This window comes from Thioalkalivibrio sp. ALE16 (genome assembly GCF_000381305.1).
Classification (GTDB): Bacteria; Pseudomonadota; Gammaproteobacteria; order Ectothiorhodospirales; family Ectothiorhodospiraceae; genus Thioalkalivibrio.
Map to the genome: position 1 here is coordinate 20,029 of NZ_KB906369.1, position 25,383 is coordinate 45,411.

The window sequence follows — 25,383 nt, forward strand, 5'->3', positions numbered from 1 at the left end:
GGGGTATGCCAGAACCCTCGCGGGACGCGATGGCGACCCGCGCACACCGCGCGTATCCCATGGTTGATCGCCTCCCCCTCGCCGCTCGTCTGCGCTGGTGGGGAGTGGTGTCCGCCAGTCTTATAGCGTCGTGGTTTTTGACCTGGAAACTGTTGGCGGCAGTGGGGTTCGCCTATCCATTGTGGTACGACCTTCTGGCGATTGACGAGACCATTGCGACCTACGCACCGCACAACGAAATGAGGCCCGGTTTTGAACGAACCGAGCGCTCCGATCACGAACGGTTGTTCGCGGCGATGGCGGATGCGATCCAGAAGGATCCGGAGGCCGCGAGGAGCACCCTGGAGTCCCTGACCTACCCGGTTCCAGGCATGAATCCGGATCCGGTGTTGTTGACCGAGCCCGAGATTCAGCACCTCGTGGACGTGGCGGTACTGGTGGAACACGGGGAGCGGATCGGATGGATCAGCCTGGCCGTCCTGGTGGCCCTGTTGGTCCTGGCGCGGGCGGGCCGCGATCCGCCGCCGGCGCTTGGGCGTACGGCACTCGGGCTTGTGGCCACGACGGGGGCTGGAGTGGCCGCGGTGCTGCTCATCGGGCCTGTTCGAACGTTTTATGCCCTCCATGAGATGCTGTTTCCGCCGGATCACCCCTGGTTTTTCTGGTACGAGGAATCCCTGATGTCGATGCTGATGCAGGCCCCGAATCTGTTCGGCCCGGTGGCGGCCACCTGGGGTCTGCTGGCGACCCTGGTGCTGGCGGGATGGTTTTATGCGCTGGTGAAGGGCTGGTATAAAGAGCACGGGAGAACCCTTGGGTAGAGGATACCGAGGGCCATAGGATCAAGGAGGATCAATGCAAATCCAGATCAATGGGAAGGGCGTCATTTATATCGACGGGGAGCCTTCATCCCTGCGCGTGCGCCACAGCGAAGATCGCACCCGGGTGTTCCGGGTCGAGGCGCCGGAAGAGCCCTACCCGATGCCCTACCCCCGCTACACCATGTTTCGCATCAACCCTGAAGAGGGGATTCAGGGTTGCAGGCAGTTCCACGCGGATCTGGTGGATTTGGTCGGTTCGCTCCGCCAGCGAGGTGACCTGGAATGAAAGAAGTGTGCGACCAGGATGTCAGCAGCCTCCAATGGGTCTACGCGGCCTGTGACCCGAAGGCATCGCCGTGGTGTTGTGTGGACCGGGGGATGGCAATGGCCACCGATGGCCGACGCCTGCACCTGGAGCCCTGCACCTGGCCCAGTGGCTGGTATGACGAGAAAGGTGTGTGGACGGATCCGGGCAGCGCCCACCTTCAGGGCGCCCGAGACCAGCTTCTGGATCGTCTGGCGCATTTGTTCGCAATCGACGAACCGCTGATCAATTTCAATGAAATGCCGATGGGGATTGTGTTGATTGAACCGGGTGCGCAACGCGGCTGGCCGCTGCCGCCGGGGGCGCAACCCAAGTGGGACGACCCGGTGGCCGTGGCGTCGAAGGATCTCGGGGCCGCCCTCGCGGGCCTGGGGCCGAGAATGGGGGAAACCGTCTACATGGGGTATACCGAAGCGATGGACCGCTCCCAGGTGCACGGGATCCGGCTACTGGCGCCGGGGTCCGGGCGGGAAGCGCTGCTGCCGGTCTATCCCACGCTCGAATCCGACCATGATGGGGCGACGGGAACGTCGCGCTCGTAGATACACGCCAGGGTGCAAGAGGCGCCCTTCAACACCAGGAGTCAAGGATGACCCAGATCAATCCGTTTTTTGCGGTATCGGCACTCGATTCGGGGTATGTGGTTCGCGTATGGAACGAACACACCCAGAAAAACGAACAGGTGTTCGTGCGGGGCCGAACCGACGACGACCTGCGCCGGGCGCTTCAGGCGCGCAATGACCTCTACACCACTCTCCCCTTTCACGCGAAGAACATCGCCCTGCGCCTACCACGTGTAGAGGATACGCCGGAGCGCACCGGGACCGGGTATGCCTATATCTCGGACATTGCCCGCAATCGGGCGATGGCGTTCTTTGTCCGCTATCGGGATCTGGATAATGGCGCACCGCGTAAACGGCGGTTTCCGTATGAAACACGCAAGACGCCGATCTCTCGCGACCAGGCGCTCGCGTCCGCTGTGGCCTGGCGCGACCAAACCCACGCCCAGCTTCAGCAGATCATCGAGGCCTACAACGCGCTCGCCAAGGCCGACTTTCTTCGGCTCGCGCAGCAGGAGGTGTCAGACCTGAAACCCCGGCTGTATAGGCTTCAGGGGTTGGACCCGTCGCGTTGGACGTTGGCGCGGGCGGCCGTGGACGACGCGGGTCGCATTGATCAATCGGAGGCACATACCTGGAGGCTGGCATCGTGAGGGTTGCGCTGAAACAGCCGGGATGGCGGGAAGTCGTCGGCGTATTGGCGCTGGGGGTGTACATCCCGTCGCTGGCGCTCACCAGCCCGTTAGGCGTGACGATCGCCTGTGCGTTACTGGCCGGGGCGGCCCTGGGCGTAAGGCGCCGCGCCCCCGAGAACTGGGTGCGGAAAACAGCGATCCCCACGGCCGTCTTGGGCGGGGGGCTCTGGATGGTGCTGTACCGCGTAAAAACCCCGGAGCCGCCGCTGGAAGCGGAAGGTGAGCTGAGTGGATTTCAGCAGGGGCTCGAAGCCACGCAATCCGCCCTGCCCCCGGTGCTGTACATCGCAATGGCCATCGTCGTCGGGATCTGGATGCTGGTCCTGGTCGCCAAGAGTTTTCGGGCACCGATCAAGCCGGGAGAACATGGCAATGATCCCGACTGAGTCCCCTCGTAATCGGATTTTCAACGGACTGTTGATGGTCAGCCTTGTGATTCTGGCGCTGTTGATGCTGGGGTTGCCCGGGGTCCTGGTGGCAGAAGCCCTGATGGGGGTTGCGCCTCGACTGTTCGAGATCTATCTGAACTGGGTATTGACGCCCGGGGTGATCGCGATTGGTGTCACCGTCTTTGCAGGCAATATCGCGTTGCACCTCGAATCATCCGTCTCGAGCGAAACAGACATCTCTTTGTCGCCGGGCGAGCAGTCAACGCAACCGGGCGCATCACCATCCAATAGCAGGGGGGTTCATGGACGAGCCAAAAATCTCTCGTAGTTCGACCGACTCGGGTTCTCGCCGGATGCGGCGGAAAATGGTCCTGGTAGGGACTGCGGTCGCGGTCGTAACGACGATTGGACTGCTCGCCCTGGCAGATTGGAAAAGTGAAGCGGGTGCCCGGGATGTATCCAGCCCTCTGTTCCAGAACTTTGTCCGCCAGCAACAGAGCACTGGTGCCGTGGTGACCTCTGCAATGGTGCACCAACAGGAGCACGGAACGACGTTGCAACGAGAGCGCTGGGCGACCATCGAGCCCGGCCACGAAACCCTGACGGGGATCTGTTCTGTGCAGGACATCCGGGTGGTTCCGAAGGAACAAGGCGTGGAAGCGATTCAGGTCGAATGCCGGCGCAGCGGTGGAACACCCAGTTTCATCGAGCGACTCGACCTTCCCGGGTCGGCGGAACCCTTTGCACAACACGTCCACCCCGGGAGCGCCCTCGCCTACCGCGGCGCCCTGACCGCGATCGCCGCCAGTCAGACGCCCGGGGTCCATCGGGATGTATTCGTTCAGCCGGATGTGCTGATGGCCTGCCCGCCGGATCTGGGGTGCTGGAGTTATCGAGCGCCCGTCGGCGGCCGGGGAAGGGAATAGCCATGCACTCAGGCGCTCAACTGAGCCCGTGCCGGCGCTACCGTTATGCGCTGTGGCGCCACTGGGGGGAAAGCGACCCAGAAGATTCTTCCCGTAGCGTCGCCTTTATCGGGCTGAACCCAAGCACAGCGGACGAGACCGAAGACGACCCGACCGTGCGACGTTGTATCGGGTATGCCCGGGACTGGGGGTATGACGGCGTGGTGCTGCTGAACCTGTTCGCCTATCGCGCGACCAGCCCGGCGGACATGAAGGCACAGGAAGACCCTATTGGCTTCAAGAACAACGCTGCTCTCCTCCAGCGGGCACAGGATGTCGGGCGCGTGATCGCGGCCTGGGGCACACACGGGGCCTATCGCGGTCGCGGGGAAGCCGTGGCGGCCCTGATGGCGCGAGCGGGGATTCCACTGTACGCCCTGAAGGTGACCCGGGACGGCCACCCCGGGCACCCGCTGTACCTGCGACGGGATCAGAAACCGTTTGAGTGGCGACCGGGGCTTTCCAGTTCGGCCACGCCCGCCAGCGAAGAGGTTCATCCCGAATGGCGGTGAGTACGGCCTTTATCCTGGCGGGCGGCCTCTGGGTTCTGTTTGGCGTGGAGACCTCGGCGGGTCACCCCATCGTCGCAATGGATCCAGGCAACACGATCGCGGTCGGGCCACCTTGTTGCTAGGGGGAGGCTTGCTTCTTCTGGACGCCTTCGATCACTGGCGGCATCGAAAACCGATGGAGCATGGATGGTTGAGGCGCTGGGTGTTGACGGCGGTATTGATCGCCGGCGGGATGTGGTTGATGCACGGGGTCAACACGCAGGATGGCCAGCCGGTATTTGATTGGGTGTTCCAGTCGGTCCCTTCGGAGACGGACTCGCGAACATTTCAACCACCCTCGTTCTGGTGAAACGATGAAGTGGAGGCCCTCCCAATGAGCTACGAATGGCTGGTACTACTGGCCACCACCGCCGGCGTGGGCGGGATCAGCCTGTTCGTCCTGTGCATCCTGAACGGGCCCGACGACGAAACCGGGCGATTCCCCTGGTTTCGCGGAGTGTTCGCGCCCCTTCTGCTGGTGACCGCCAGCCTTTGGCTGTTCCACGGGGTCGAAACAGACGAAAACCGGCCAGTCTTCCAGTGGTGGTTCCAGCCCGCCGCGGAAGAAATCGACAGCGCGGGGTTGCGCGCTAAGGTGGGTCCGAATCCAATCGAAAGACACCCGATCATGAAAGAGACCAACTTCGACACCCTGTTCACGAAGCCCGAATTCGACTGGTGGGCCGCGCGCCAGAAAATCGAGTATGCATCGCTCACGGTCGAGGATGACGAAGGGCAGCGCCAGCGGCTGAGGTTCCTGGTGACCGTGGCCGGCGAATTCATCGTCGACACGCTGGGGGAACGTCATGAGATTCACTATTCGGGGTCGGACTTCGACACCGCGCACGCGGTCTTCGAACGATTTCGGACCACGGCCGTCCTGCCGCTGGCGCAGTAAGAGGGCAAAGGGGGCTCTATGCTGATATGCAGTTGCGACTTTGATATGGAACCCGGCGATATCGGCTGGGAATACGCCCCGTATCTACGCCCTTTGGCGCGCGCCCGCGCCACGCGCTGTGCGGACTGTGGCGACCGAATTACCCCCGGCGACGATGCCCTGACCCTCCATCGCTTCAAGATCCCTGAAACCGAGATCGAGGTGAAGATTCACGGGGAAGACGGGGCGATTGGTCGAGCCCCGCACCATCTGTGCGACCAGTGTGGAACTCTGCTGTTGGGGTTGATGCGAAAGCTCGGCGATCGATGCTGCGGGTTCCACTACACCCAGACGCGCGCGGCCACCGAGGACTATCACCACCAGCTCCGCGCGGAAACGGCACGCGGCCGGGAGGCAGCATGAGGGACGACGAAGAAGCCCGTGAGCAGAATTCGGGCACGGCTTTCGAGTGGGGTCCGCAGGGTCACGGAACGCTCGAGGAGCGCTATGCGGTCTATCGCGACCAGATGGTTGCACTGGGCCAACCGGCCAAGACCTTCGACGAGTGGCTGAACGACTAGCACTCGGACCACCAGTACACCGTTTCGACACAACACCGCGGCGCTCCCGCGGATTCAAGGAGGATCCATGTTCAAGGACAAGACCATCCATCCGGCCTGGCGCGCGTTCGCCGGGCGCCTGCTCACGGCCGCTGCGCTGGCGGTATTTGCCGCCTGGGCCGCCGGGGGCGACCGCCTCGCGCGCTGGGTGTACGGCCACAACGAGGACCTGGCGATCTGGGTCAACGGTACCCAAGTCGACCTGCCCGTGTTGGGTTCAACCGGCATCGACGTCCTGACGGCACTCGTGGCCGGGGCAATCGCTGGACTGATCGTGCTGACCGTGGCGTACACCCGCTTCAGCTATCGGTGGCGCCTCGGCGAGCATGCGGTCTACGCCTCCACGGGTGTGATCGCAACCGAGGAGCGGTCCATGCAGTACCGGAACATCCGGATACCGACGGTGCGCCGAGGCATCCTGGAGCGGTTGCTGATGGTTGGGACGGTCGAGATGTCCTCCGCCGGCGGCGGAAGCGAGGGCGAGATCCACATGCAGCACGTCTCCAACCCGATGCGGATCAAGCGCGAGCTGATGGATCGGATCCGGGCGGAGCGGGGTGAGGCCTAAACCCTCCCAGAAAAATCGACAAGACCGGCCGACTGGGCAAACTTAGGGCGAACTCAAGACGATAGGATTCTTTCATGGATGCCATCCAGACAATACCGCTCCAACCCCAACGCCAGGACGCCCTCTCGGCGCAGCTCGAGGATCTTCATCGCGCCGCCAAGCGTCTCGGGTTGTGCGACGCCGCCGATGCACTGAGATCCGCCTTCGGCACCGGTGAGGCGTCCACGCAGAAGGCCACGACCCCTCTCTCGGACCCTGACCCGTGCGCGAGCATCGTTGCGTAACGACTGTACGCGCTGGCGGACGAGCTGCTGACCGCCGAACTCCGCTCCAATCTGGCGCCCGGCGAAGACGTGCCGCTGGAGAAAGTTGAGCTATCGCACATGTGGGACGCCCGCGAATGCGCCGACTGGATCCGGGAGCAGGCCGCCGCGATCCAGGGGCCCCGGAATGACCAAACCGATCGGAAGCGGATGCGGCGCACCACCCCGCAACAGGATTAGGCCGAGGAGGAGAAGAATCGATGGGAACGATCAATGAGTACCTGAACGACCTCCAGCGCGAAGCCGCGGAGAACGGCTTTTGTCCCGAGCAACGGGTGAACGAAAAGACGCCGTGGGAGCTGCTTCAAGAGCTGGGCACGGCCGAACGGATTGCCGAAGAACGGCCGCCTGGAGAGAACTGATGTTCGCTAAGGGGCCGCCACCGGGGTACACCCCCAAGGCGAATGCCCTCCAGCGGCTGCCCGGGGCGACCTGCCGTGCCCGGGAAGCAATGGGCATTCGCGGTTACGTCGTCACGCTGGCGGACGGTCGGGACATCGCCAGCGCGGGGAACGCCGCGCAGGCCTGGAGCAAGGCTCACGATTGGGCGCTTCGGAATCAACACAGGGAGGACTCAAAGTGAGTCGAGCATGGAAAGCAATCGGATTGAGTCTGCTGGTGGGGTGTCTCTGGCTCCCCACGGCGGCGATGGCGGATCTGCGCCTGGCAAGCTGGAACATACAAAACCTGGGGTGGAACACCGGGAAGGACTACGGCGCCCTCGCCCGGATTGCGGCCCACTTCGACTTCGTGGCCATCCAGGAGGCGATGAATGCCGAGGGGGTCTACCGGCTCCGGGACACCCTTACAGAATCCACAGGGGAGCCCTGGGAGGTGCTGTATTCGGATGCCATGGGGCGTAGCTCCTATCGCGAGAAATATGCGTTCCTGTGGCGCGAGAACGCCGTGGAGTACACCGGGGGCGCCCTCACCTATATCGATGACGCCGACCGCTTTGCGCGGGAACCCTTCTCGGCCGCCTTTCGCTCCCGCGGCACCGGACAGGAGTTCCTCGCGGCCAACGTCCACATCACCTACGGCCAGCGCGTGGCCGACCGTGTAGCGGAGGTCGAGGCGCTGCGTCGCTACTGGGACTGGCTGGCGGACGTGCAGCCAGAACATGCGCGCCTGCGCATCCTGTTCGGCGACTTCAACCTTCAGCCCCATCACGACGGCTGGGCAACCCTACGCGAGGTGGCGAAGCCCCTGATCACCGAGGGCGCGACCACCCTGTCCACGCACGACCGACGCTACGCCAACCTCTACGACAATCTCTGGGTGCCCCGACAGCACGATCTCCCGCTGGGCGAAGCCGGCATCCTGCCCTTCCCCGTCGTGCTGACCGAGGCGACCGGGGGCTACTGGGATCACGAAAAGGCCCGCGACCGGGTTTCCGATCACGCCCCCGTGTATGTCCTGTTCGAAGGGAACACCCTGCATGCGCCGGAGGGCGCGGAATGGGCAGAGCCCGCGTCGCCGGCCTGCATCGACCTGAACCAGGCTTCCATTCGGTCTCTGACCGCCCTGCCCCACATCGGCGAGGCCCGGGCACAGGCGATCCATGCCGGGCGCCCCTGGTCGGCCGTACACGAACTGGATCAAATCCGCGGGATCGGCGGTGGCCGGCTGGCGGATATCCAGGAGACCGGGCAGGCCTGCGTGCAGCCCTGATCGATCACCGAATAGGCGCGAGAAGCCCCTGGCTTTAGCCATGGGGAGGGTGTCAACCCGCATCCCTTCGCGTCCGAGTATTGGACCCGGCCTTGATGTGTTGAGAGAAAAGAGGTGTGCATCGCACCGAGTGTGTTCATGGCGTGATCGCATGGTGTACGATGTACAACAGCGGCAGGAAAAGGCTTTGTTGTCGCGCTGAATAAGGCCAGGGACCGGCCGGTAATACCTCGAGAGCACCGTACGTCCCTGGGGAACGATGGATCGTTACCAAGAGAGGACTGCAATGAATCTTCAGAAGACCCCGCTGGCTGTCGCTGTGATGGCCGCGCTCCCGCTTGCGCTCACGCTCACCGGTTGTGTGGGTGGATCCGAGGCCGGGGGGGCGAATAATGTATCGGTCAATGCCGGCCCCGACCGTGTTGTTGAGAGTGGATCGGTCATCTTCATTGAGGGGGATGCCTACAACAAGGGCGCTTATCTGGATTACATGCGCTGGACCGTCCGGGATGGGAACCTTGACAGTCGATCGACGGTGGAAATCCGGGACGGGGGCCGCTGTGATTTTGACCCCGAGGTCCTGGAGGACCGGGATTATTCCATCGAGGATCGCAAGACCTGTGCCGTAGCGGTGGAGATCGGGCCGGTCGCGCAGGACGTCGAATTTACGATGCAACTCGCGGCCTATGAAACGGGCGGTCTATCGAATACCGACCGGATGCAGGTTGCCGTCCGTTCCAGTGTCCAGGACCTCTCCGTCAATGCCGGTCCGGACCAGGCGGTGATGGCGGGCGACACGGTGGAGCGATCCTGCTCCTACCAGGGCGGGTTCTTCCATGATCGCGAAAACCCCGAACCCCGGTACCAGTGGGAACTGGTCAACGATGATGAGATCCGCGATCTAGGAGCGCATGTCGACTACCGGTACGACGAGCTGAGTGGAATGTTGGAGTTGGCAACCCCGGAAACCCTGCCGGACGGGACCCCGATCGTCATGCGTTGCATCGTAACGGACGAAGCGGGTCAGACTGATTCCGCAGATACCGAGATCCTGGTGCAGCAGGAACCCCCGATTGAAGTGACCGCGATCCCCGAGGTGACCGCGGCGCCCGGGGATCTCGTGGATCTTCAAGGTTCGGTTGAAAGCCCGGAGGGCGGGCATGATTCCCTGTTCTATCGCTGGGTTCAGCTCTCGGGCACTGAAACCGAGATCTTCAGCAGCAATATGCGGAACGCATCGATCAGTGTGCCGGTCGAGATCGACCAGCCGGAAGAGATGGTGTTCGAGTTCCAGGCCTCAAACGAGCCCATCAGCGATGATACGGTCCTTGCGGAAAGCGCTCGCGCCCGCACGATCGTCAACGTGGAAACGGGGGGTATGCCCGCCCTGACCGCCAACGCCGGCGCCGTACAGAATGCGGTCTCGGGCGAGGTCGTGAATCTGGAAGGGTCTGTGGAGGACCCCGCCAGCACCGGAGGGCCGTATTACTACCAGTGGTCGCAGCTTGCTGGACCGTCGGTGAATCTGTCGGGAAGCAACACATCGAATCCGTCGTTTATCGCGCCCACGGTCACCGAGGAAGAAGAGTTGGTGTTCGAGCTTCGTGTGTCGCGGGATCCGATCGATTCCAGCACCGCCTTCGCAGGGAGTGAGATCAGCACCACCATGGTTCGGGTGGTTGAACCCTGAAGAGGTGCCCGCAAGGGAACCCGAAAAGGGCCGCCATGCGGCCCTTTTTTGTGTCCGCTCCAGCGGCGTGAAAAGGAGGGGTGAGCCGCACCAGGGGCCGGAACGGCGTGCATTTGGGGGCACGCCTTGGATCGGATAGAGTAACCGGCAGAAAGGATTCAGGCGGCCCAGCTTCAAGGAGGAAGCGATGATCGGTATTCAGACCGAAGGCCACACCCACCGGCATTTCGCCACACAGGCATACCCCTTGAGACACAAGGGGCGGATGGCCTGGGCCTCCAATCCAGTCACCCGCGAAGTGGAAGCGGTCGGACGGGTGTTGGCGACCGAGATCGACATCCCGCGGATCGCGCTCGAATACGAGGAAGAGGATGATGCCGCTCTGGCGGTGCGGCTAGAGGATCTGCACGGCCCCCAATCCTGCGTGGGTCCTCTGGTGCTGAGCCGAAACTGCCGTCAGGAACCACCTCCGAATGTGCTATTGAGAAGCACCCCATTCACAGCTAAAAGGAATTGGCATGAAGATCGAGACCACCGGCTATTGCAGTAAGGCCTACCCCTCCCTGCGCGAACCCTATCGGCAATACACGCGCGTGGCGTATGTCGAAGATCCGGAGAGCGGAAAGCGGGAAATGGCCGGGTGGCTGCTCGGGCGCATCCTGGAAACGCCCCTGACCGAGCCCTTCACGAACTACTCGATGGAGGAGGTCCTGAGCGTTTCGGATGACGATCTTTTCGAATACACCTCATTCTTCACCGCCATCCGGCATAACATCGATGGTGTTCAGCAAAACCTCGATCTGGTTCAGGAGGGGGTGCGACCGAATCGGCTCTGTGAGCATCCCGTGGGCGTTCTGACGCTTCTGATCGTTCGTCCCGAATACCGTCGCATGGGCGTCGGAACCCGCCTGGTGGAGGATATGCGAGCCCATCAGTTGGCCGAGTGCCTGGTGGTGGTCACCCGCCCCCAGCATTTTGAGGAGTGGGATGACACGGACGCCCGGGTGGACAACCCGGAAAACCAGCCGCTCACCCTGGAAGATCTCCAGGTCGGGGCGTGCGACCCGAGTGGCGGAGTTGGGGTGAGTGCGTTCTGGGATCAGTTCCCGGGAGTCGAGCGGCTTCCGCGGGCGCGGACCGGCATGATGGACGGCAGCCGCTTTCGCTTGTTCCCCCAACCCCAGGTGGAGCGGTCTCCACACCATCTGAACCCGCGCCTCTTCATGTATGCGGAGCTGGAGGATACGGTTCTCGATCGACTCGATACCGTAGGGGCGTTTGATGATTTCGACTGCCTGGATCAGGAGGAAGAGCGGCTTTACAAGATCCTGGAAAAGGTATTGAAGAAGCATCGCAAAACGATCCAGATCCCGGAAACCCGCGTCGCGGGATGCGATACGCAGCGCCGCTATTTCCGCCGGGAGACCCTCAAGCCCGAAGAAACCGCGCGCAAGGTGTTATGGGGGATCGGGCGTAGCGGATTCTTTCGGGATGACGGACTGAATATGGAAACCGGCACCAACCTCATCGAGTGGTTCGTGCACACCTGGGGCGTGGAGCAGGTTCGCGAAGTGTTCGATGACTTCTTGGCCCGCCTCCACGAGTCGGTCACTGCATAGCCGAATCGACCGCGCTGTAAAGGATGGCCGACGCCTCGCGGTACTCGGGAGCTGGGTTCGGACTTCAGGAACGCCCCCGAAAAACGCTCTAGCCGTGCGCCCTCATCGCTTCAGAACCGCTCACCCGTCCCGCCCTGTGAGGGCCTTCTGAAGCCTGCCCCGCCAGCCGGGCGTTGAAGCCGCGGTCACGCAGAATCCGGACCAGCTCGCCCGGGGAGCCCACGGCGCGGCACAACACGCGCCCCTGGATCTGGGAGGGTGCAAACACAACGGCGCGCATCGTGGGCTCAATCGGGATGATGGTGTCGCGCGTTCGGGGGTCATAGCCAAGGGCCACCGCGTCCAGGTGCAGATCCGCATCCGGGCGCGCATGAAAGCCGCATTCAAGGGGCATTCCGGTCTCCGTTGGGGTTAAGTTAGTATCTCGGGCCGAACCAGTCGAAAGCCGGCAGCCTCCAGCGCTTCGGCCACTTCGACCGGACGCCCCACCACCACGAAAATCAATCCATAGTCGGATTTCTCGCAGGAGAAACACGCGCTGCGTGTGTTCGGGGGGAAGCGAACGGCCAGATTGAAATCCCGCGGGTCAAACCCGCCAGCGCGAACATGGTCGAGCGGTAGGTCAACGTCCGGGAGCCGCCTCCCGCGTTTCGAATGTCCTGCCACGCGCAACCTCCTTGTTGCGGGATATGTCCCTGCCGCCTGTATTGGGTGACGGCCCTTGCGGCGGTTGCGGGGTTCACCCGAACGACCGATGCTGATCGGAATAATGCCGATTGAAGCGCGCGTTTTCCAGTGCCGATCCGAGTGCAAGGGTTTAGAGAAGCGCGGCCGTGTCCTCGGCATCCCTGCTCTCGGGGGAGACGGCTGCGTGGAGCCAGTCTTCGATGCGCCGAACATCCATGGAGAGCGGATCCATCGGCTCCATCGAATCCACCTCTGTGACGACGCCCCGTTGCACGACCAATTCAACGCCATAGAGGGACGGGAACCCCAGAATGAAGGTGGAGGATTCCACGGACTCACGGATGGCGTGATAGTCGGCATCCGGAATTTCAAGGGCGACGCGCAGAATGAGGGTCATAGCGAGGGCTCGATCTTGAATATAGCGTCAGAGTAAAGCATCGCTCGGCGTTGTCGATTTTCAGATGGGTGCGGCGCCCGATCCGCGCGAAAAAGTGGTTTTGATCGAGAGAGAAAGAAGGGCTAGGATCAAGGTTCATTCGACCCCGCGCCAGGGTAAAGGCGATCGGCGATTCATCGTCGGTACAGGCGTTCTCGACGCCTGCGGCTGTAAAGCCAAACGCGGTTCATCCTGAACCGTGTATTTCCCACCGGGGTTATTGAATCCCGATGGGATCGGTGACCCCTTTTCTCTGGAGGTCACCATGCTGCTCAAGCATCCAGCCCCATTGCGGGCAATACCCGACCTGGCGCCCCACATGGAAAACCGTGTGCTGAGCGTTCTGATGTCGAACTCGACCTATGGGTTCTCTGAATCCTTCCGGGTCGAGATCCCGTTGCAGGTCCTGTTCACCCTCACGCTTCACTACTTCACGGACATCAATCGTCCGGCGGAATGGATTGTGGGGAGCAAGGAAGGATCCATGGTGGTGATGGCCTACGAAAACCGGTCCATCCGGTTTCGTGCCCCCTCCTCCGTCCCTTCCGCCCAGTATGAGTCCGAAGCCCTGAAGGTGGATGGCTTTCTGGTGATGGACCGGCACTACACCAAGCGCCTGCTGTACGAAATGGCGCTGGCCTCGTAGTCGAGTCGAGCCCCAAGAGCCCCGCCGTCCCGGGGTGCGTTTTGCAATCACAACGCACCCGGACGGGGGTGTGTGTTTTGGGAGAACACTCGTGACCATTCAACTGAATGATGCAAGCGGCGAACGCCGCGCGGTCTTTGAGATTCGTGATGAAGACCTCGGGGTTTTTGTCCGGATCGTCAAGCGTGAGCACGACTATCAGATCCGCGTCTTCGACCTGGAGACCGGTGACGAGGTCGGGCAAACGAGCCGCGCCCGGTACACCACCGCACTCGACTTCGCCCATGCCTGTGTGGCGTGAGGCGTCCTGAATCCCTTCGGCCCGGGGGTCTGTTTAGCAACAATCGACAGACCCCGGGCCGGGGGTGTGTCTGAAGGAGAACAACCATGGAAACCTATCGGCACATGAACGGGACGCTGATCCCGCACGACACCACCGATCGTCACGACAAGATCGGCCTGGACCAGATGGCGGGCGCGGCTCGCGACAAGGAGAACGCCAACGACATTGATGAATTTGATGTCGTGTTCTTCTACGACGATGCCTGGATCGATGATCCGGCCGGGAATCACACCGAGGCCCTCGATCACGGCGGCCGGGGCTTTTTGCTCCCGGATCCGTGGGAGGCGGTCTTTGTGTTCTTTGAGCCGGGCCTGGCGCGTCGTCGTGAACGTCGCGTGGCATACGGAATGGGTTGTATTCGGCACACGCCGGATGGCTACACCCTGGCGGAAGTCTGGCCGGATGTGCGTCGCAAAGCGGCGGCGCGCGGGCTCGACTTTCCGTTTACTCGTCTCTTCATGGATGGACCGGCGGCGGCGGAGCACTTCCTCGCCCGGCTCTTCCACGAGAGCGATATGCCCCTGCACGAAACGCGCATCGAGACGCGTCAAAGCCGGGTTCTGGCGGAGCAATCCGTGATCCGGGAGGTCCTCCTGGACCGCCAGAAGAGCACCCAGAAGCGTTCGCTTCTGACGGCGTAAACCGTCCGGCCCCGCATTCCGCGGGGACCGGCACTTGCCTCTACCGCGCCCATCCGTGCTGGAATGAAGTCCGCACGGACGCGCTTTTTATGAAAGGAGATCACCATGTCCAATACCACCATCACCCCGATCCAGGCCTTCAATACCTGGGGCCGCATTCATCTCTTCGATCCGAAGAACCTCACCCCGGCGCTGCGCGAGCTGGAAGACCAGCTCGTGATGGCCGAGAAGTTCCAGGAACCGTTGGTGGAGCAGCCGTTGGCTTCGCTACGCATGGATGAGGATGGGCGTTATGTCCTGCATCAGGTGGGCGGAGCGGCGATTCTCGAGGCGATGGCCTCCGGGGTGGCCGATTTCGACGCCATCTGGGTGCTGGATGCCCAGGGGGAAAACGAGCGCGACCGCCTGGCCTGGGGATTCGCAGTCGGTTCCGTTAAGACCGCCTACGATGACCACCAGGAGCCGCACTTCTATGCCGAGCTGTACGCCAATGTGGCGAAGGGGCTCCACTCCGCTTGGGGGAACAGCGGGTTGCCGTCGCGCAGCTCGTTGACCGGCGACCGGATGGACGCACTGGAATGGCTCGTCACCATGTCCACCGACGAGCGGCTGGACGTGGCCCTGGAAGGGCTTTCGATCGGCCGGCCGGAAGCCACCCGGCAACTGGTGGCGGAAGACCTCGACAAGACCTGGCGCATGACCTGTATGAACCAGTCGCGTCCAATGCCGGCGGTAACCGATGCACCGGCCGGCCGGTGGGCTTTTTCGAGCTAGGGGGTTCCAATGGAATCGCCGTGCACGAAGCAATGCCGACTCAACGCCGCCCGCTCCGGATGTACCGGTTGCGGAAGAACCCTGGACGAGATCCGGGATTGGCGCCGAATGACCCCCGGCCAGCGCCGGACGATCATGAAGCGCCTTCAAGTCGCATGACCACAGCCCCACCCTTCGGGGTGGGCTTTTTGAGGATATAGCCATGGAAACCGAACAGGTCAACTATACGCACTGGAACGGCGAGCTAATCTGGCTCGACAACCAGGAAAAGGCCTTGCAACAAGCCAACTCGAGCTTCTCCCAAGTCCTCGAGCAGATCGACTACGAAACCCAAAACGGAGGGACGCGCCATCCGATGGCGGTCTTCCCGTTGATGGAGGATGAGATCCGAAACGGCCACCCCGCGATCCTTTCAGATACATCAAAGGGGCGTCGAGGGCATCTACTGTCGAAGGACGTGAAGGCGATCCTGGAGGGCAAAAGCGAGCATGAAGCGATCTTTGTCTTTCCGCAGGATTGGTTTGAAAAGCAACTATCGGTACTTACCGATCCGCGCGATTCAGGCAACCTGCTGGATGCCATGCGCTTCCATCGTTTGGAGTTTCTGGATGAGGCCCCGGACAGTCCGGTCGGTCGCATCCAGCTTCAGGCGATCGACGAGAGGGGCTTTGTTGTAAAGGAGAAAAGGGCCATAAGGCTGAGAGATGAGGTGAAGGACATCATCGATCACGCGTTTGAGGTCCGGGCCCGCATGAGCGCCGATGAAATCGACGCACTGGAAAATCGGCAAATCCCCGCGTATGCCGAGAAGACCCAGGCGATCTTCGTTGAGGAGGCCCTTCGGGGGTTTCTGGAAGAAGTCGGAATTCGGGAGAAGAAGGTCAACATTGCGGATGTCGCGATGTCGTCGCCTGAATTCCGGGCTCGATCCCGCGCCCTAATCTGACTGTTCAAACCGAACGGTCAAAACCCACCCACCCGTTCGGGCACCCCTTCCGGGGTGTCCGGCGGAACTTTTGGATGCACCAACCGGTGCATGCCCCGGCCGATCCCAACGCATGAGCGGGTCGGCCCGGGCATGGACCCGAAAATCGACACAACCGACCCCCTCGGGACAATGAAGGGGATCAAGGAGACCGAGGCGTCGTCCGTATCGACCCCTCGGGGTAGCCGCACCTCCTGACGGCTGCCTGACCGGCTTCAACCCCATGCCCTCACCCGGCATGGAAGAAGCGCAGACCCCGTTTCCGGGGCTGTTATCGACCCATCGCCTCGTTCGAGGCTTTTTGACCAAGGAGAACCACCATGTCCCTTCAAAGCGATTGCGACATCGACCCGTCGGACATCGATGGGCTGGACATCCCGCCGGATGCACTGCCCAACACCATCATGGCGGGTGAAGAAACCATCGTCCGAAAGGTCGATGAAACCACCTGTCTGGTGGCCTATGCGGTGCAGGACAGTCATGCCGATTGCCCCCAGGATTCCTGGGACATGCTCGGACGCGTGGTGTTGCTCGACTGTGCAACCGACGACGATCTCGAGGGCGTTCGTAAAGCCCTGGGTGCGGAGTCCGTACACAATGGAGAAATCACCGCCCTCCCCTGGGAGGAAGCCCGGGAGGAATTCACTGCTGAGAAATTGAGCGACATCGAGGAGAAGTTGGCCGAACGGTTCCTGGAGCGGTATCGCGAGATACTGGAGCATGAATGGTTCAAAGGGATCGCCCCTCAGCGGGTAATCCCGAAGGACTGGTTCCTCCGGGCGGTCGCCGATGACGCGGACACGCAGGAATGGTTGATCAATCGGTTCGGAGAAACGGCCAATGACCCTGCGACAATCCAGAAGCTGGCGGAACGGGCCTGGACGGAGTGCCGTCTGAAAGATGTTCCGGTAACCACTGAGTTACTCAGCCTCGCAAAGGACCTCGGCCGTCGCCACGTTGAAGAACAATCCCTGAAACGATTTAGCACGCACTTCATTAAGACGGCGTTTGGTCGGTACGAAGACGACGATCGGTTCATCGATGAAGTGTGGCGGGATTTGTTCGAAGCGGAAAACCCCCTACGGGATCCGGACCTCGTGGAGCTGGGCTATCGCACGAACGGCGGCGCCGATCCGATCGACCTGTCGGTGAAGAACGGCTTTTCGGAAGACCCGAAGGCCTTTGTCCTGCTGAACAAGGACGGCCGGGAAGAATTGGATGATCAACAACGTCTGGAGGCCTTTTCCCGCGCCGAGTATCACGGGTCAACCGTTCACGTCGAGGTGTACCCCGAGTTCCGTGAAGCCCTCGGGCTGGACGACGCTCCCCTGGAGTTCAAGGACATGACGGCCGCGCAGGTGTGGCGCAAGAATGTGCTTGAAGGTAGGTATTTTTCGTTGACCCCGTCCGGAGTGGAGTGGGGCCGTGCTCAGGCGCGCAGGGCGATCGCTGAATCGCTCGCCGATCTGTACGAAGGTTGGGCCAACGGAGATGTCTATGGTTACGTCATCGAGCGTTGTGACTACGACTCGAATGCCGGGGAGTGGGTCTACACCGATCAGGCAGACAGCCTCTGGGAGATCCACGGAGCATCCGGCCTGGAGATGAACCTGCGGGAAGGGTTGGAAGACCAGACCCGGCAGATTCGTACCGAAAAGGCGCAGGCGGAGCAGCAAGCCGCCTGAGCCTCAATCCACCCTCGTTTACCACCCCGCCGTTCTTTTGGAACGGTGGCGGTGGCCTCTACGCATTCCGCCAGCGCTCCCCGGCCCGGTCCGGGTTCGAGCGCGGCATACCGGCTTCAACCCCATGCCCTCACCCGGCATGGAAGAAGCGCAGACCCCGTTTCCGGGGCTGTTGTCGACCCACCGCCTCGTTCGAGGCTTTTTGACCAAGGAGAACCACCATGTCCCTTCAAAGCGATTGTGACATCGACCCGTCGGACATCGATGGGCTCGAAATCCGAAACCCCGCTCCTCACATCGAGGGGATGGGGCAGGATGTTGTCGTCCGCAAGGTCGACGAAACCACCTGTTTGGTGGCATGGGCATCGTACGACGAAACGGCAGAATCGCCCCAGAAAGCCTTCGATCAGCTCGGTGAGGTCGTGATTCTGGATAGAGCCTCTCCAGAACAGAAGCGCCGGGTGGCGGATGCCCTGCTGGCGGATGATGTCGACCAGCACGGATCCGTTGACCCCTTCACCTGGCGTGTTGCCTTCGAGCATATCGGGGACGAATCGCCGATCCCCCAGGACCTGGCTCGCACGATTGCGATCCAGCGCCCGCGGGAGATCGTCGATCTATGGCTGGACGGACGGGCACTTCAGCGCATCATTCCGCAGGAGTGGTTCGTGGAAGCGGCCGCGGATGACCCGGAATCGCGGCAATGGCTGCGTCAAATGGGGTATCCGCCCACCTCGGTGGGGAACGTCACGGATCGGATGCGGGCCCGGCACTGCTGGCAGAACAAGGCCCTGGAGGATGTGCCCTGTCGGGACGAGCTGTTGGAACTGGCTTGTGATCTTGGCATGGGACAACCGACCCGTGAGCAACTCGAACACTTCACGGCCGCCCTGCTCAATGAGGGGGATGACCGGGTGTTGTTCGAGGATTTCATGGATCGGGCCTGGTACGCGTACTGGGAAGCCAGCCCCCCGCTGGGTAATCCGGACATGCTGGAGATTGATTACAGCTATCACTCCAGTGCCGGCCCCATCGACCTGGTCGTGCAGGATAGTTTCAGCGACCGCATCAAGGCGGCCTACCTGTTCAACAAGGACGGGCTCGACCAGCTGGACCGGAACCAGGATCGAGCGGCGTTCGCGTCGTTAGAAAAAGGTCCGAACGGCCAGCCTCAGGTGCATGTGGACCCCGAATTCCTGGACGCCCTGGATCTGTCCGGGGAAATCCTGGAGTTCAGCGACTGGGGTCAAGCCTGGGACTGGTGCCATCAGGCGGAAAAGCAGCAACGTTTCTGTCTGACGGCGCGCGGTCGCGAAATCGGTCGCCAACAGGCTCGGCTTGAAGCGGCGCGTGCTGAGGTCCAGGAGTATCTCGACTGGGCAAACGGCAATGTCTACGCGTGTCATGTCGAACGATGCGATCGGGACCCGGAAACCGGGGAATGGTCGCAGACGGAAACGCTGGAGTGCGTCGGTGGCTATTACGGAGATCAATCCGTGGCAGCGGAAATCGAACGCATGCTGGAAGCAGGAAAGCGTTCGATCGAGGAAGAAAAGGCACAGGCGCCCGTAGCGGCTTGAGTCATATACCCACCCCCCGGACCGACATCGTCGGCCGGGGTTTTTTGAAAGGAGAAACCTTCATGAAAGACAAACGCTGGACCGCGACGGTCCCTCGTCTGGGCACCCTGTATGACCTTCGGGAGTCCCAAAACGTCACACTGGTGCGTGAGGAACTGGCCCGTCGCCAGCGAGAAATCGGCGACGAAACCTTCAGCCCATGGATCCTGATCTTTGGTCGAGGAACCACCTGGGTTGATACGAAATCGGGATCCGGAGAGGAGATCGACCGGTTCCTTCGGTGTGGCAATGGGGCGAACGCCAATCCAGGCGATGCAAGACGGCCGAAAATGGCCGTGGAGCTGGCCGGCGCGATCCACGAGAAGACGCACAAAGTGCCGAAAAATGTGGCATCGGGGCCGGCGCACTTCAGTACAGCATTACGCTATGGCGAAATCTTCATTGATCCCGAGGATGCCAACCCAGAGGAAGGGTTGGTCTGGACCGGCTGGCCCAGTGATCGGGTCATCGAATATGCCCCGAAAGGGCCCCGTTCTTTCCGGGGGTCGTTCAAGGCTGCCGTTCAGTACATGGTGCGGACCGGCTGGGTCGCGGAATCCAACGGCTATGGGATACCCGATCATGATCCGGAAGATCACAGCCGACGCATCCGCAACATGCTGGCGCTCGAGATTGTGCTGAGGGGAGTAGAAATCCTCGGTGAACGCGACCTCGAGAAGCTGTGGATCCAAAACCACCCGGAGGCATTGGCGTACGCGCCAATCTGACCTCGAAACCCACACCCTCTTTACCACCCCGCCGTTCTTTTGGAACGGTGGCGGTGGCCTTTACGCATTCCGCCAGCGCTCCCCGGCCCGGTCCGGGTTCGAGCGCGGCCCCCCCGGCTTCAAGCCCATGCCCTCACCCGGCATGGAAGAAGCGCAGTCCCCGGTCCCGGGGCTGTTGTCGACCCACCGCCTCATTTCGAGGTTATACAAAAGGAGAAGTCACCCATGCACCAGAATCACTACCCACCCATCGCTGTCGTTCAAATCCAGAATGAAGAGCCGCCGCTCCAGGCGGCTTTGTTCGTGAACGGCGTCTATATCAAGGGTGCCGGGATGGTGGGGACCCATACGGGCGAGGTGTATCAAATGGCAAACGCCCTGTCCGGGGCCCTTCGGGAGCCGGTCGCGTACACCACTATTCGAGCGGATGAAATCCAGGGGGAAACCCCTATTTGCCTAAATGACGGCCTGGGGTATGCGGAGGCCTTCGGGGTTGCCTATCGTCAAGGACGCTTCGCATCGATCGAGGAATCGAGCCCGGAGGTGGCACGCAACAAGGCCGTGCTACGCACCCAGATCCAGTCGGCCGCCCGCGGCTGACCACAACGAACCCCGGCCGCCTTCGTGGGCGGCCTTTTTGAGGAGCACACCATGAGTGAATGCAGCGAAATCGCAGACGCCCTGTGGGATACACAGCAGTTCGGCCCCATCCGCGACATGGATGAGGCGCGACGGGAGACCCGGCGATTCCTTCCGGAGGAAAATCCCGTGGTCACCGATAATGTGGCCCAGCGGCTGTTCAACAGAGCCGAAGACGCTCGGATCGAAGCCATGATCCTCAACCGGATCTGAATGGCCCGATCCCCGAGACCCACGCCCGGTCATCGTTCATTTGGAACGGTGCCGGGTTTTTTTGTGGGCGCCCGCCACTCAAAAAACTCGACGGGCGGCGTCCATCCGGCAGACTGGGACCCTCGATCAACCGACGCGCCGTAGTGGAGGCCCAGGCGGGTACCTGCGCCGCGCCTCAAACCCATGCACAATCGATCCCGAAACCGATCGAAAAGGAATTCGAACGTGAACACATCCGCCTTCGCACAGAAACCACTCGCCAGCGTCGCAGATCGCTTTACGGAGCACCTGGTCCGAATGGCCGAACAGCATATCCCCCGGGGGCTGGACGGTCAGCTCGAGCGCCCTCTGTACTTCGTGCGGGGGAAAGGCCAGCAGACCTATCATCGCGACGCCCCTGACCGCCATCGGATCACGCTCGGACGTGAGATGGTGCGCCAGCATCTCATCGGGGATGTGAGCCGCTGGCTGCACGTCCGCGAGCGCGAGCGTCTTGGCTGGGACCGCGCGCCTTCGATGGCGGATCTGGTGTGTCACGTGATTCTCCATGAAACCGCGCACGCGATTCAGTGCGAACAGGGCGGGCGCCAGCGCGGTAGCGTCCACAATGACGCCTTCTACGCGATTCTGAGCGAGCTTCCCCACGCCCGCTGGGCGCAGGCGCTGCAACAAGCCGTGCGCGACCACTACCCGGAAGAAGGCGCTCAGACGATGCAGTCCGGTAATCCAGCGGGGAATCGAAGCGCCGAAGCGCCCGCCCTGGATGCCGTGGCGATCCGCCGGCAGGTGCCACCGCACCGAACCTACCAGTTTTGGCACAAGGGTCGGCGCTTCGTGGGCACCGTGATCCGTTATAACGCGCGGACGATCACCCTGGTGGGGAACCTGGATAACGGCAGACGGAGCAAGATGCGCGTCCCCTACTCGATGGCGGGACGCCTCGAAGCGCTCCCGATCTGAGAAATCGACAGGCGCGACGATCCGGATAGCATGGGAACCCTCAACCAATCGCAACACGGAACCGGCCCGGAGCCGGAACAGGAGCACACCATGCGTCATTTCGACTGCCCGCGCGAGGGCGACACCTACGAGCTGACCCGAGACATCCAACTGGGCACCCTCACCTTCCCCGTCGGTTCACCTATGCGGGTCGACCGGGGCGGAATGGATCCGGTGTTCGAGGTTCGCCACCTGGAAACGGACGTTTGCATCCGGGCCCGCGGCGACCTGCACAAGGATGCTCGCCTGACCCACGCCAACCCGGCTCGGGGCAATGCGCGAGAGATTGCCATCGATCTCCATGTCATCGAAGGCACGGGGCGCATGGAGGGGTCTCTCGCCTACCGAGGCCATCGCATCGAGATCCAGTACGACCCGGCATCGGGGCGGACGCGTATTCAGGGCGCCGCCCATCGCATTCAGGCGATCGGGCAGGCGCTGGCGGACACGCTGGAAGATGCGGCCGTGCTGCAATGGACGGGGATTGGCGCGTGGAATGAGCCGCCGGCGGTGCTGATCGAGCGCCTCATGCGCCATCAGGCCCTGGGGCGGCTGGCCGAGGACTTCGCCGATCATGTGCGCCGGGAACACAACGCCCTGCGCGCCCAGATCGGCTCGGCCGCCTGAACCCGGAAAAAAGGAGAAATCACCATGGTGTTGTACAACCAATCCCCCGAAGAGCCGAACCCGTACAAAGTGTTCGAGAAGGTCTCCCGCCAGGCGATCGCCCAACTGGGGTGGCCCGAGGGCACACGGGTCTTCAAGGCCGCCACCCGCGCCGACTGGGTCGAGCAGTTCGATGCGGACGCAGAGTTCGACCGCGACCAGGAGCCGGCGGAAGTGCTTCGCGCGATGGAAGAGCGCTTCATCCAGGAAGTCCCGCTCCCGAAGGGCTGGATGATGGTGGGCGGGCAGACCCCGGAGGGGGATCTGGTGCATGGCTTCGTGAACACGGCCGCCGGCCAATGAGCGCGTCTGACCCCACCCCGGCGATTGCCGGGTACAGTCATCCGGAGCTGGGACGGATTTTCGCCGTTCGGGCAGCCGGCCCGACCGCCTACAAGGCCACCATGCGGGCCCTGAACGAAATCGTCCCAACCGGCGCGTACCGAGAGGCCATCGTCTTTGACTGGGCTCGGGGCCAACCCCGGAACTTCGATACCGCCATCGAAATCCCGGAGCCCACCCCGACCACACGCACCGCCGTCTCAAAGCGTGTGGCCCAAGCCTGGCAGGAAAACACACTCGAAAGCGCCTGGGACCCAAATCCCACGGGCCGCGACGAATACATCTGGCTACCACCCCAATCCAACCTGAAGACCGGACAACCGTCTTCCGTGTTTGAACGGCACCTGGAGCCTGCCTGCGAGAATCTCTCACGATTTGGGGAATCGGCGGTCCGGTTTCACCGGGTCGAACCCGATCCGCAAGCGACCCGGGTTGAAGCGCTGTATCGATTCCGGCACCGCTATATAGAGGGCATCCACTCGCAACCGGGGTCCGCGCCGACGTTGCTGCAATGGATCGCAGAAGACTGTCCACCGCTGAACACGGAGCCCACACCGACCTCCGGTACCGCCGAGGCCCGCGAGAAGGCTCGCCTCAACCTGGTGGGGCTCTTTCTGGATGCCTGCCTGCACCAGGCGCAGAAGCGGCAGACCGCGGAATCCGTGTGGGCGAATTCCAGCTCGGCCCGGCAGTATGCCGTTATCTGAAAAACGAGACCCTGCAACATGCCGAGACAAAAACCGATCGATCTGTACCTGCACTCCGATGCCCTCGGAACAATCCTCCCGCTGAACCTCGGTGATCCCGGGTTTGCCCAGATCTGGAAAGACATGCGAAGCGCCCCCATCGGGGCCAACTACCCCTTGTTGCTAGGGCGTAAGGACCTGGATCGGCGCCGGTTCAACGGCCGGAAGATCCCGGATAGCGGGGTACTGGTGACCGACCACAGGGAGATTGAAGATGCGATCGAGGAATCCGAGTCCCGAATCTCCACCGAATACGCCCTGTGGGTGGCGGGCATCAGATCAGCACCCGATTCGGGATGGCGCGCGAAGGCCCTGCATGGATTGGAGGTAGCGATCGACAGCGGCCGGACGGTACAGCGCATCGGGCCCGCGGAGCGCGCGAACAACGCAGATCGCATCTATCAGGTCGTCGATGAAGACGGATGGGCGCTCGGCCAGAACGCCGGGATCCAAAGGGCGCTGGAGATACTGCGCAATGCGGGTGCCCAACCCCCCATCAGAAAGGAGGAGGGATCCACTTCAGAGGCGGCGGCCGCCTGGTTCGCTCGGTTGTGTGTGGATGCCCTGCTCTATCAGCACCGTATTGGCATCCTGCCGTCGATACCAGAGAGCCGAAGGGGTGTGGTCATAGGGAGGGGTTTGGCGGCCTGGGCCTACAGCGTGACCGCGCGCCGCCACGCGCCGGTTTAACCAACCCCGCCGGGTCAGCCCATCCGCTGGGGTGCATACGAAAGGATTGAAAAATGGAGCAACAGGATAACGTGAGCGGAGCGCGCCGGCGGCGAGGGAGTGATTGGGACCCCTCGGCGATGCTGGAACCGCAGGAGGAGGAGCGCGTCGAGCGCCATGGCTTTTACCAGCACCCCTTGTTGGGGTGTCTGATACCGCTGGCGGACCCGCACCGTGAAAACCAGCAGCGCACAGAGACGATTTTTCAGCGGTATGTCGATCAGGTCGCCCACGACAACGGAGGGATTCTTGCGCCGGAGTACCTGCTCGACAGGCACCAGCTCCGCGGGGGATACCACCATTCGTTCTACCGAGATGCGAAGGAGCTGTTGACGCAGACCGAGGGGCGGGACCGCCTGCGGGCGCCCGGCCCCGGCGACGCGGCCATCTGGAGTTTCGATCGAACGTGGTGGAATCGGATTCGTCCGCAGCCGCCTGGCGCCGCGCCGCAACTCGTCCACTGTTTGGAGTGGGCCCATCTGTCCTTCACCGAACCCGATCGCTGGACGGTCGCGTTGACGATGCGCGATCCCTCAGGGTGCACGACGATCCAGTCGCACGAGACGCCTGAGGACGCCGTGGAGAGCCTGGTGGCCAGCGTCCAGCGGGACTGGCTGAGGGTTGAACGACCGACGGCCCCCGACCGAACGCGCCACGCCATCAACTTCACGCTGGAATGGGCGCTTCGCGCCCGGGATCGAGCACTCGGGAGGCCCCTGGGGAGCCCGCCCCTGGATCCGGAGCAGGAGTGGCTCCGGAATCGAGCGTCGGCGTATAAGCCGGCCATCTGAGAGCGCCGCCGGCGCAACCCCGACCCGCCTGGGATCGGGG

General features: G+C 62.5%; 37 protein-coding genes. 35 read left to right on the forward strand and 2 right to left on the reverse strand.

Annotated features, from left to right (window positions below):
* The first annotated feature begins 29 nt into the window (after window positions 1-29).
* From F627_RS15770 to F627_RS0112295, 18 genes are all read left to right on the forward strand, one after another.
* Window positions 30-821 (forward strand): DUF1461 domain-containing protein, encoded by a 792-nt coding sequence (locus F627_RS15770; protein WP_231370158.1) that lies wholly within the window; start codon window positions 30-32, stop codon window positions 819-821.
* Between the two features lie 34 nt (window positions 822-855).
* The gene (locus F627_RS0112205) at window positions 856-1,107 is read left to right on the forward strand and encodes a hypothetical protein (protein ID WP_019584181.1); all 252 of its coding nucleotides are present in this window, start codon (window positions 856-858) and stop codon (window positions 1,105-1,107) included.
* Window positions 1,104-1,688 (forward strand): hypothetical protein, encoded by a 585-nt coding sequence (locus tag F627_RS15775; RefSeq protein ID WP_155987129.1) that lies wholly within the window; start codon window positions 1,104-1,106, stop codon window positions 1,686-1,688. Before F627_RS0112205 ends, F627_RS15775 begins: the two co-directional genes overlap by 4 nt.
* A gap of 47 nt (window positions 1,689-1,735) precedes the next feature.
* The gene (locus F627_RS16035) at window positions 1,736-2,359 is read left to right on the forward strand and encodes a hypothetical protein (RefSeq protein WP_019584183.1); all 624 of its coding nucleotides are present in this window, start codon (window positions 1,736-1,738) and stop codon (window positions 2,357-2,359) included.
* Window positions 2,356-2,787, forward strand: coding sequence for a hypothetical protein (locus F627_RS0112220; RefSeq protein ID WP_019584184.1), 432 nt, complete (start codon window positions 2,356-2,358; stop codon window positions 2,785-2,787). Before F627_RS16035 ends, F627_RS0112220 begins: the two co-directional genes overlap by 4 nt.
* A complete protein-coding gene (locus F627_RS0112225) occupies window positions 2,774-3,118 on the forward strand; it encodes a hypothetical protein (RefSeq protein WP_019584185.1) in 345 nt (114 codons plus the stop codon). The genes F627_RS0112220 and F627_RS0112225 overlap by 14 nt, the downstream gene beginning before the upstream one ends.
* Complete coding sequence (locus F627_RS0112230) at window positions 3,093-3,716, forward strand: hypothetical protein (protein WP_155987130.1); 624 nt, start codon at window positions 3,093-3,095, stop codon at window positions 3,714-3,716. Before F627_RS0112225 ends, F627_RS0112230 begins: the two co-directional genes overlap by 26 nt.
* 2 nt (window positions 3,717-3,718) lie before the next feature.
* Window positions 3,719-4,267, forward strand: a complete 549-nt coding sequence (locus tag F627_RS15785) for a DUF1643 domain-containing protein (RefSeq protein WP_019584187.1) — start codon at window positions 3,719-3,721, stop codon at window positions 4,265-4,267.
* A gap of 373 nt (window positions 4,268-4,640) precedes the next feature.
* Window positions 4,641-5,204 (forward strand): hypothetical protein, encoded by a 564-nt coding sequence (locus F627_RS0112245; RefSeq protein ID WP_019584189.1) that lies wholly within the window; start codon window positions 4,641-4,643, stop codon window positions 5,202-5,204.
* Window positions 5,205-5,222: 18 nt separating this feature from the next.
* Complete coding sequence (locus F627_RS0112250) at window positions 5,223-5,606, forward strand: hypothetical protein (protein ID WP_019584190.1); 384 nt, start codon at window positions 5,223-5,225, stop codon at window positions 5,604-5,606.
* Entirely contained in the window at window positions 5,603-5,764 is a 162-nt protein-coding gene (locus tag F627_RS17035) for a hypothetical protein (protein WP_019584191.1), read from the forward strand. The genes F627_RS0112250 and F627_RS17035 overlap by 4 nt, the downstream gene beginning before the upstream one ends.
* A gap of 67 nt (window positions 5,765-5,831) precedes the next feature.
* Window positions 5,832-6,371, forward strand: a complete 540-nt coding sequence (locus F627_RS0112260) for a PH domain-containing protein (RefSeq protein ID WP_019584192.1) — start codon at window positions 5,832-5,834, stop codon at window positions 6,369-6,371.
* A 74-nt stretch (window positions 6,372-6,445) separates the two neighbouring features.
* Window positions 6,446-6,655 carry a hypothetical protein gene (locus tag F627_RS15790; protein ID WP_019584193.1) on the forward strand — a complete coding sequence of 70 codons (210 nt, stop codon included), beginning with the start codon at window positions 6,446-6,448 and terminating at the stop codon, window positions 6,653-6,655.
* A gap of 239 nt (window positions 6,656-6,894) precedes the next feature.
* A complete protein-coding gene (locus F627_RS17040; RefSeq protein ID WP_019584195.1) occupies window positions 6,895-7,056 on the forward strand; it encodes a hypothetical protein in 162 nt (53 codons plus the stop codon).
* Window positions 7,057-7,273: 217 nt separating this feature from the next.
* Window positions 7,274-8,365: an endonuclease/exonuclease/phosphatase family protein gene (locus F627_RS0112285; protein WP_042835238.1), complete on the forward strand. Its 1,092-nt coding sequence runs from the start codon at window positions 7,274-7,276 to the stop codon at window positions 8,363-8,365.
* 286 nt (window positions 8,366-8,651) lie between these two features.
* Window positions 8,652-10,055, forward strand: coding sequence for a hypothetical protein (locus tag F627_RS0112290; protein ID WP_019584198.1), 1,404 nt, complete (start codon window positions 8,652-8,654; stop codon window positions 10,053-10,055).
* A 187-nt stretch (window positions 10,056-10,242) separates the two neighbouring features.
* Window positions 10,243-10,605 carry a hypothetical protein gene (locus F627_RS17045; RefSeq protein ID WP_155987131.1) on the forward strand — a complete coding sequence of 121 codons (363 nt, stop codon included), beginning with the start codon at window positions 10,243-10,245 and terminating at the stop codon, window positions 10,603-10,605.
* Window positions 10,574-11,674 (forward strand): GNAT family N-acetyltransferase, encoded by a 1,101-nt coding sequence (locus tag F627_RS0112295; RefSeq protein ID WP_019584199.1) that lies wholly within the window; start codon window positions 10,574-10,576, stop codon window positions 11,672-11,674. The genes F627_RS17045 and F627_RS0112295 overlap by 32 nt, the downstream gene beginning before the upstream one ends.
* Before the next feature lie 88 nt (window positions 11,675-11,762).
* On the opposite strand, the gene F627_RS0112300 is transcribed toward F627_RS0112295, so the two are convergent.
* Both F627_RS0112300 and F627_RS15795 read right to left on the reverse strand, forming a co-directional pair.
* Entirely contained in the window at window positions 11,763-12,068 is a 306-nt protein-coding gene (locus F627_RS0112300; RefSeq protein WP_019584200.1) for a hypothetical protein, read from the reverse strand.
* Window positions 12,069-12,491: 423 nt separating this feature from the next.
* Window positions 12,492-12,758, reverse strand: coding sequence for a hypothetical protein (locus F627_RS15795; protein ID WP_019584201.1), 267 nt, complete (start codon window positions 12,756-12,758; stop codon window positions 12,492-12,494).
* A 304-nt stretch (window positions 12,759-13,062) separates the two neighbouring features.
* On the opposite strand from F627_RS15795, the gene F627_RS0112310 reads away from it, so the two are divergent.
* The 17 genes from F627_RS0112310 to F627_RS0112385 all read left to right on the forward strand — a co-directional run bounded on the left by F627_RS0112310 (window position 13,063) and on the right by F627_RS0112385 (window position 25,343).
* Entirely contained in the window at window positions 13,063-13,443 is a 381-nt protein-coding gene (locus F627_RS0112310; protein WP_231370159.1) for a hypothetical protein, read from the forward strand.
* Between the two features lie 91 nt (window positions 13,444-13,534).
* A complete protein-coding gene (locus F627_RS0112315) occupies window positions 13,535-13,744 on the forward strand; it encodes a hypothetical protein (RefSeq protein ID WP_019584203.1) in 210 nt (69 codons plus the stop codon).
* Window positions 13,745-13,848: 104 nt separating this feature from the next.
* Window positions 13,849-14,427, forward strand: a complete 579-nt coding sequence (locus tag F627_RS0112320) for a hypothetical protein (protein WP_155987132.1) — start codon at window positions 13,849-13,851, stop codon at window positions 14,425-14,427.
* Between the two features lie 105 nt (window positions 14,428-14,532).
* Complete coding sequence (locus F627_RS15800) at window positions 14,533-15,201, forward strand: hypothetical protein (RefSeq protein WP_019584205.1); 669 nt, start codon at window positions 14,533-14,535, stop codon at window positions 15,199-15,201.
* A gap of 9 nt (window positions 15,202-15,210) precedes the next feature.
* Entirely contained in the window at window positions 15,211-15,360 is a 150-nt protein-coding gene (locus tag F627_RS17355) for a DUF1289 domain-containing protein (RefSeq protein WP_081630757.1), read from the forward strand.
* Between the two features lie 43 nt (window positions 15,361-15,403).
* Window positions 15,404-16,147: a hypothetical protein gene (locus F627_RS0112330; protein ID WP_019584206.1), complete on the forward strand. Its 744-nt coding sequence runs from the start codon at window positions 15,404-15,406 to the stop codon at window positions 16,145-16,147.
* A 359-nt stretch (window positions 16,148-16,506) separates the two neighbouring features.
* Window positions 16,507-17,871, forward strand: coding sequence for a hypothetical protein (locus F627_RS15805; protein WP_019584207.1), 1,365 nt, complete (start codon window positions 16,507-16,509; stop codon window positions 17,869-17,871).
* Between the two features lie 221 nt (window positions 17,872-18,092).
* Window positions 18,093-19,451 carry a hypothetical protein gene (locus tag F627_RS0112340; protein WP_019584208.1) on the forward strand — a complete coding sequence of 453 codons (1,359 nt, stop codon included), beginning with the start codon at window positions 18,093-18,095 and terminating at the stop codon, window positions 19,449-19,451.
* A gap of 62 nt (window positions 19,452-19,513) precedes the next feature.
* Window positions 19,514-20,218, forward strand: coding sequence for a hypothetical protein (locus F627_RS0112345; RefSeq protein WP_019584209.1), 705 nt, complete (start codon window positions 19,514-19,516; stop codon window positions 20,216-20,218).
* Window positions 20,219-20,443: 225 nt separating this feature from the next.
* Complete coding sequence (locus F627_RS0112350) at window positions 20,444-20,818, forward strand: hypothetical protein (protein WP_019584210.1); 375 nt, start codon at window positions 20,444-20,446, stop codon at window positions 20,816-20,818.
* A 51-nt stretch (window positions 20,819-20,869) separates the two neighbouring features.
* Complete coding sequence (locus tag F627_RS0112355; protein WP_019584211.1) at window positions 20,870-21,070, forward strand: hypothetical protein; 201 nt, start codon at window positions 20,870-20,872, stop codon at window positions 21,068-21,070.
* Between the two features lie 225 nt (window positions 21,071-21,295).
* Window positions 21,296-22,030, forward strand: a complete 735-nt coding sequence (locus F627_RS0112360) for a hypothetical protein (RefSeq protein ID WP_155987133.1) — start codon at window positions 21,296-21,298, stop codon at window positions 22,028-22,030.
* A 30-nt stretch (window positions 22,031-22,060) separates the two neighbouring features.
* The gene (locus tag F627_RS0112365) at window positions 22,061-22,696 is read left to right on the forward strand and encodes a hypothetical protein (RefSeq protein WP_026332105.1); all 636 of its coding nucleotides are present in this window, start codon (window positions 22,061-22,063) and stop codon (window positions 22,694-22,696) included.
* Window positions 22,697-22,720: 24 nt separating this feature from the next.
* The gene (locus F627_RS0112370) at window positions 22,721-23,038 is read left to right on the forward strand and encodes a hypothetical protein (RefSeq protein ID WP_019584214.1); all 318 of its coding nucleotides are present in this window, start codon (window positions 22,721-22,723) and stop codon (window positions 23,036-23,038) included.
* Window positions 23,035-23,784: a hypothetical protein gene (locus F627_RS0112375; protein ID WP_019584215.1), complete on the forward strand. Its 750-nt coding sequence runs from the start codon at window positions 23,035-23,037 to the stop codon at window positions 23,782-23,784. The genes F627_RS0112370 and F627_RS0112375 overlap by 4 nt, the downstream gene beginning before the upstream one ends.
* A gap of 18 nt (window positions 23,785-23,802) precedes the next feature.
* Window positions 23,803-24,513: a hypothetical protein gene (locus tag F627_RS0112380; RefSeq protein WP_019584216.1), complete on the forward strand. Its 711-nt coding sequence runs from the start codon at window positions 23,803-23,805 to the stop codon at window positions 24,511-24,513.
* 53 nt (window positions 24,514-24,566) lie between these two features.
* The gene (locus F627_RS0112385) at window positions 24,567-25,343 is read left to right on the forward strand and encodes a hypothetical protein (protein WP_019584217.1); all 777 of its coding nucleotides are present in this window, start codon (window positions 24,567-24,569) and stop codon (window positions 25,341-25,343) included.
* The last annotated feature ends 40 nt before the right edge of the window (window positions 25,344-25,383 follow it).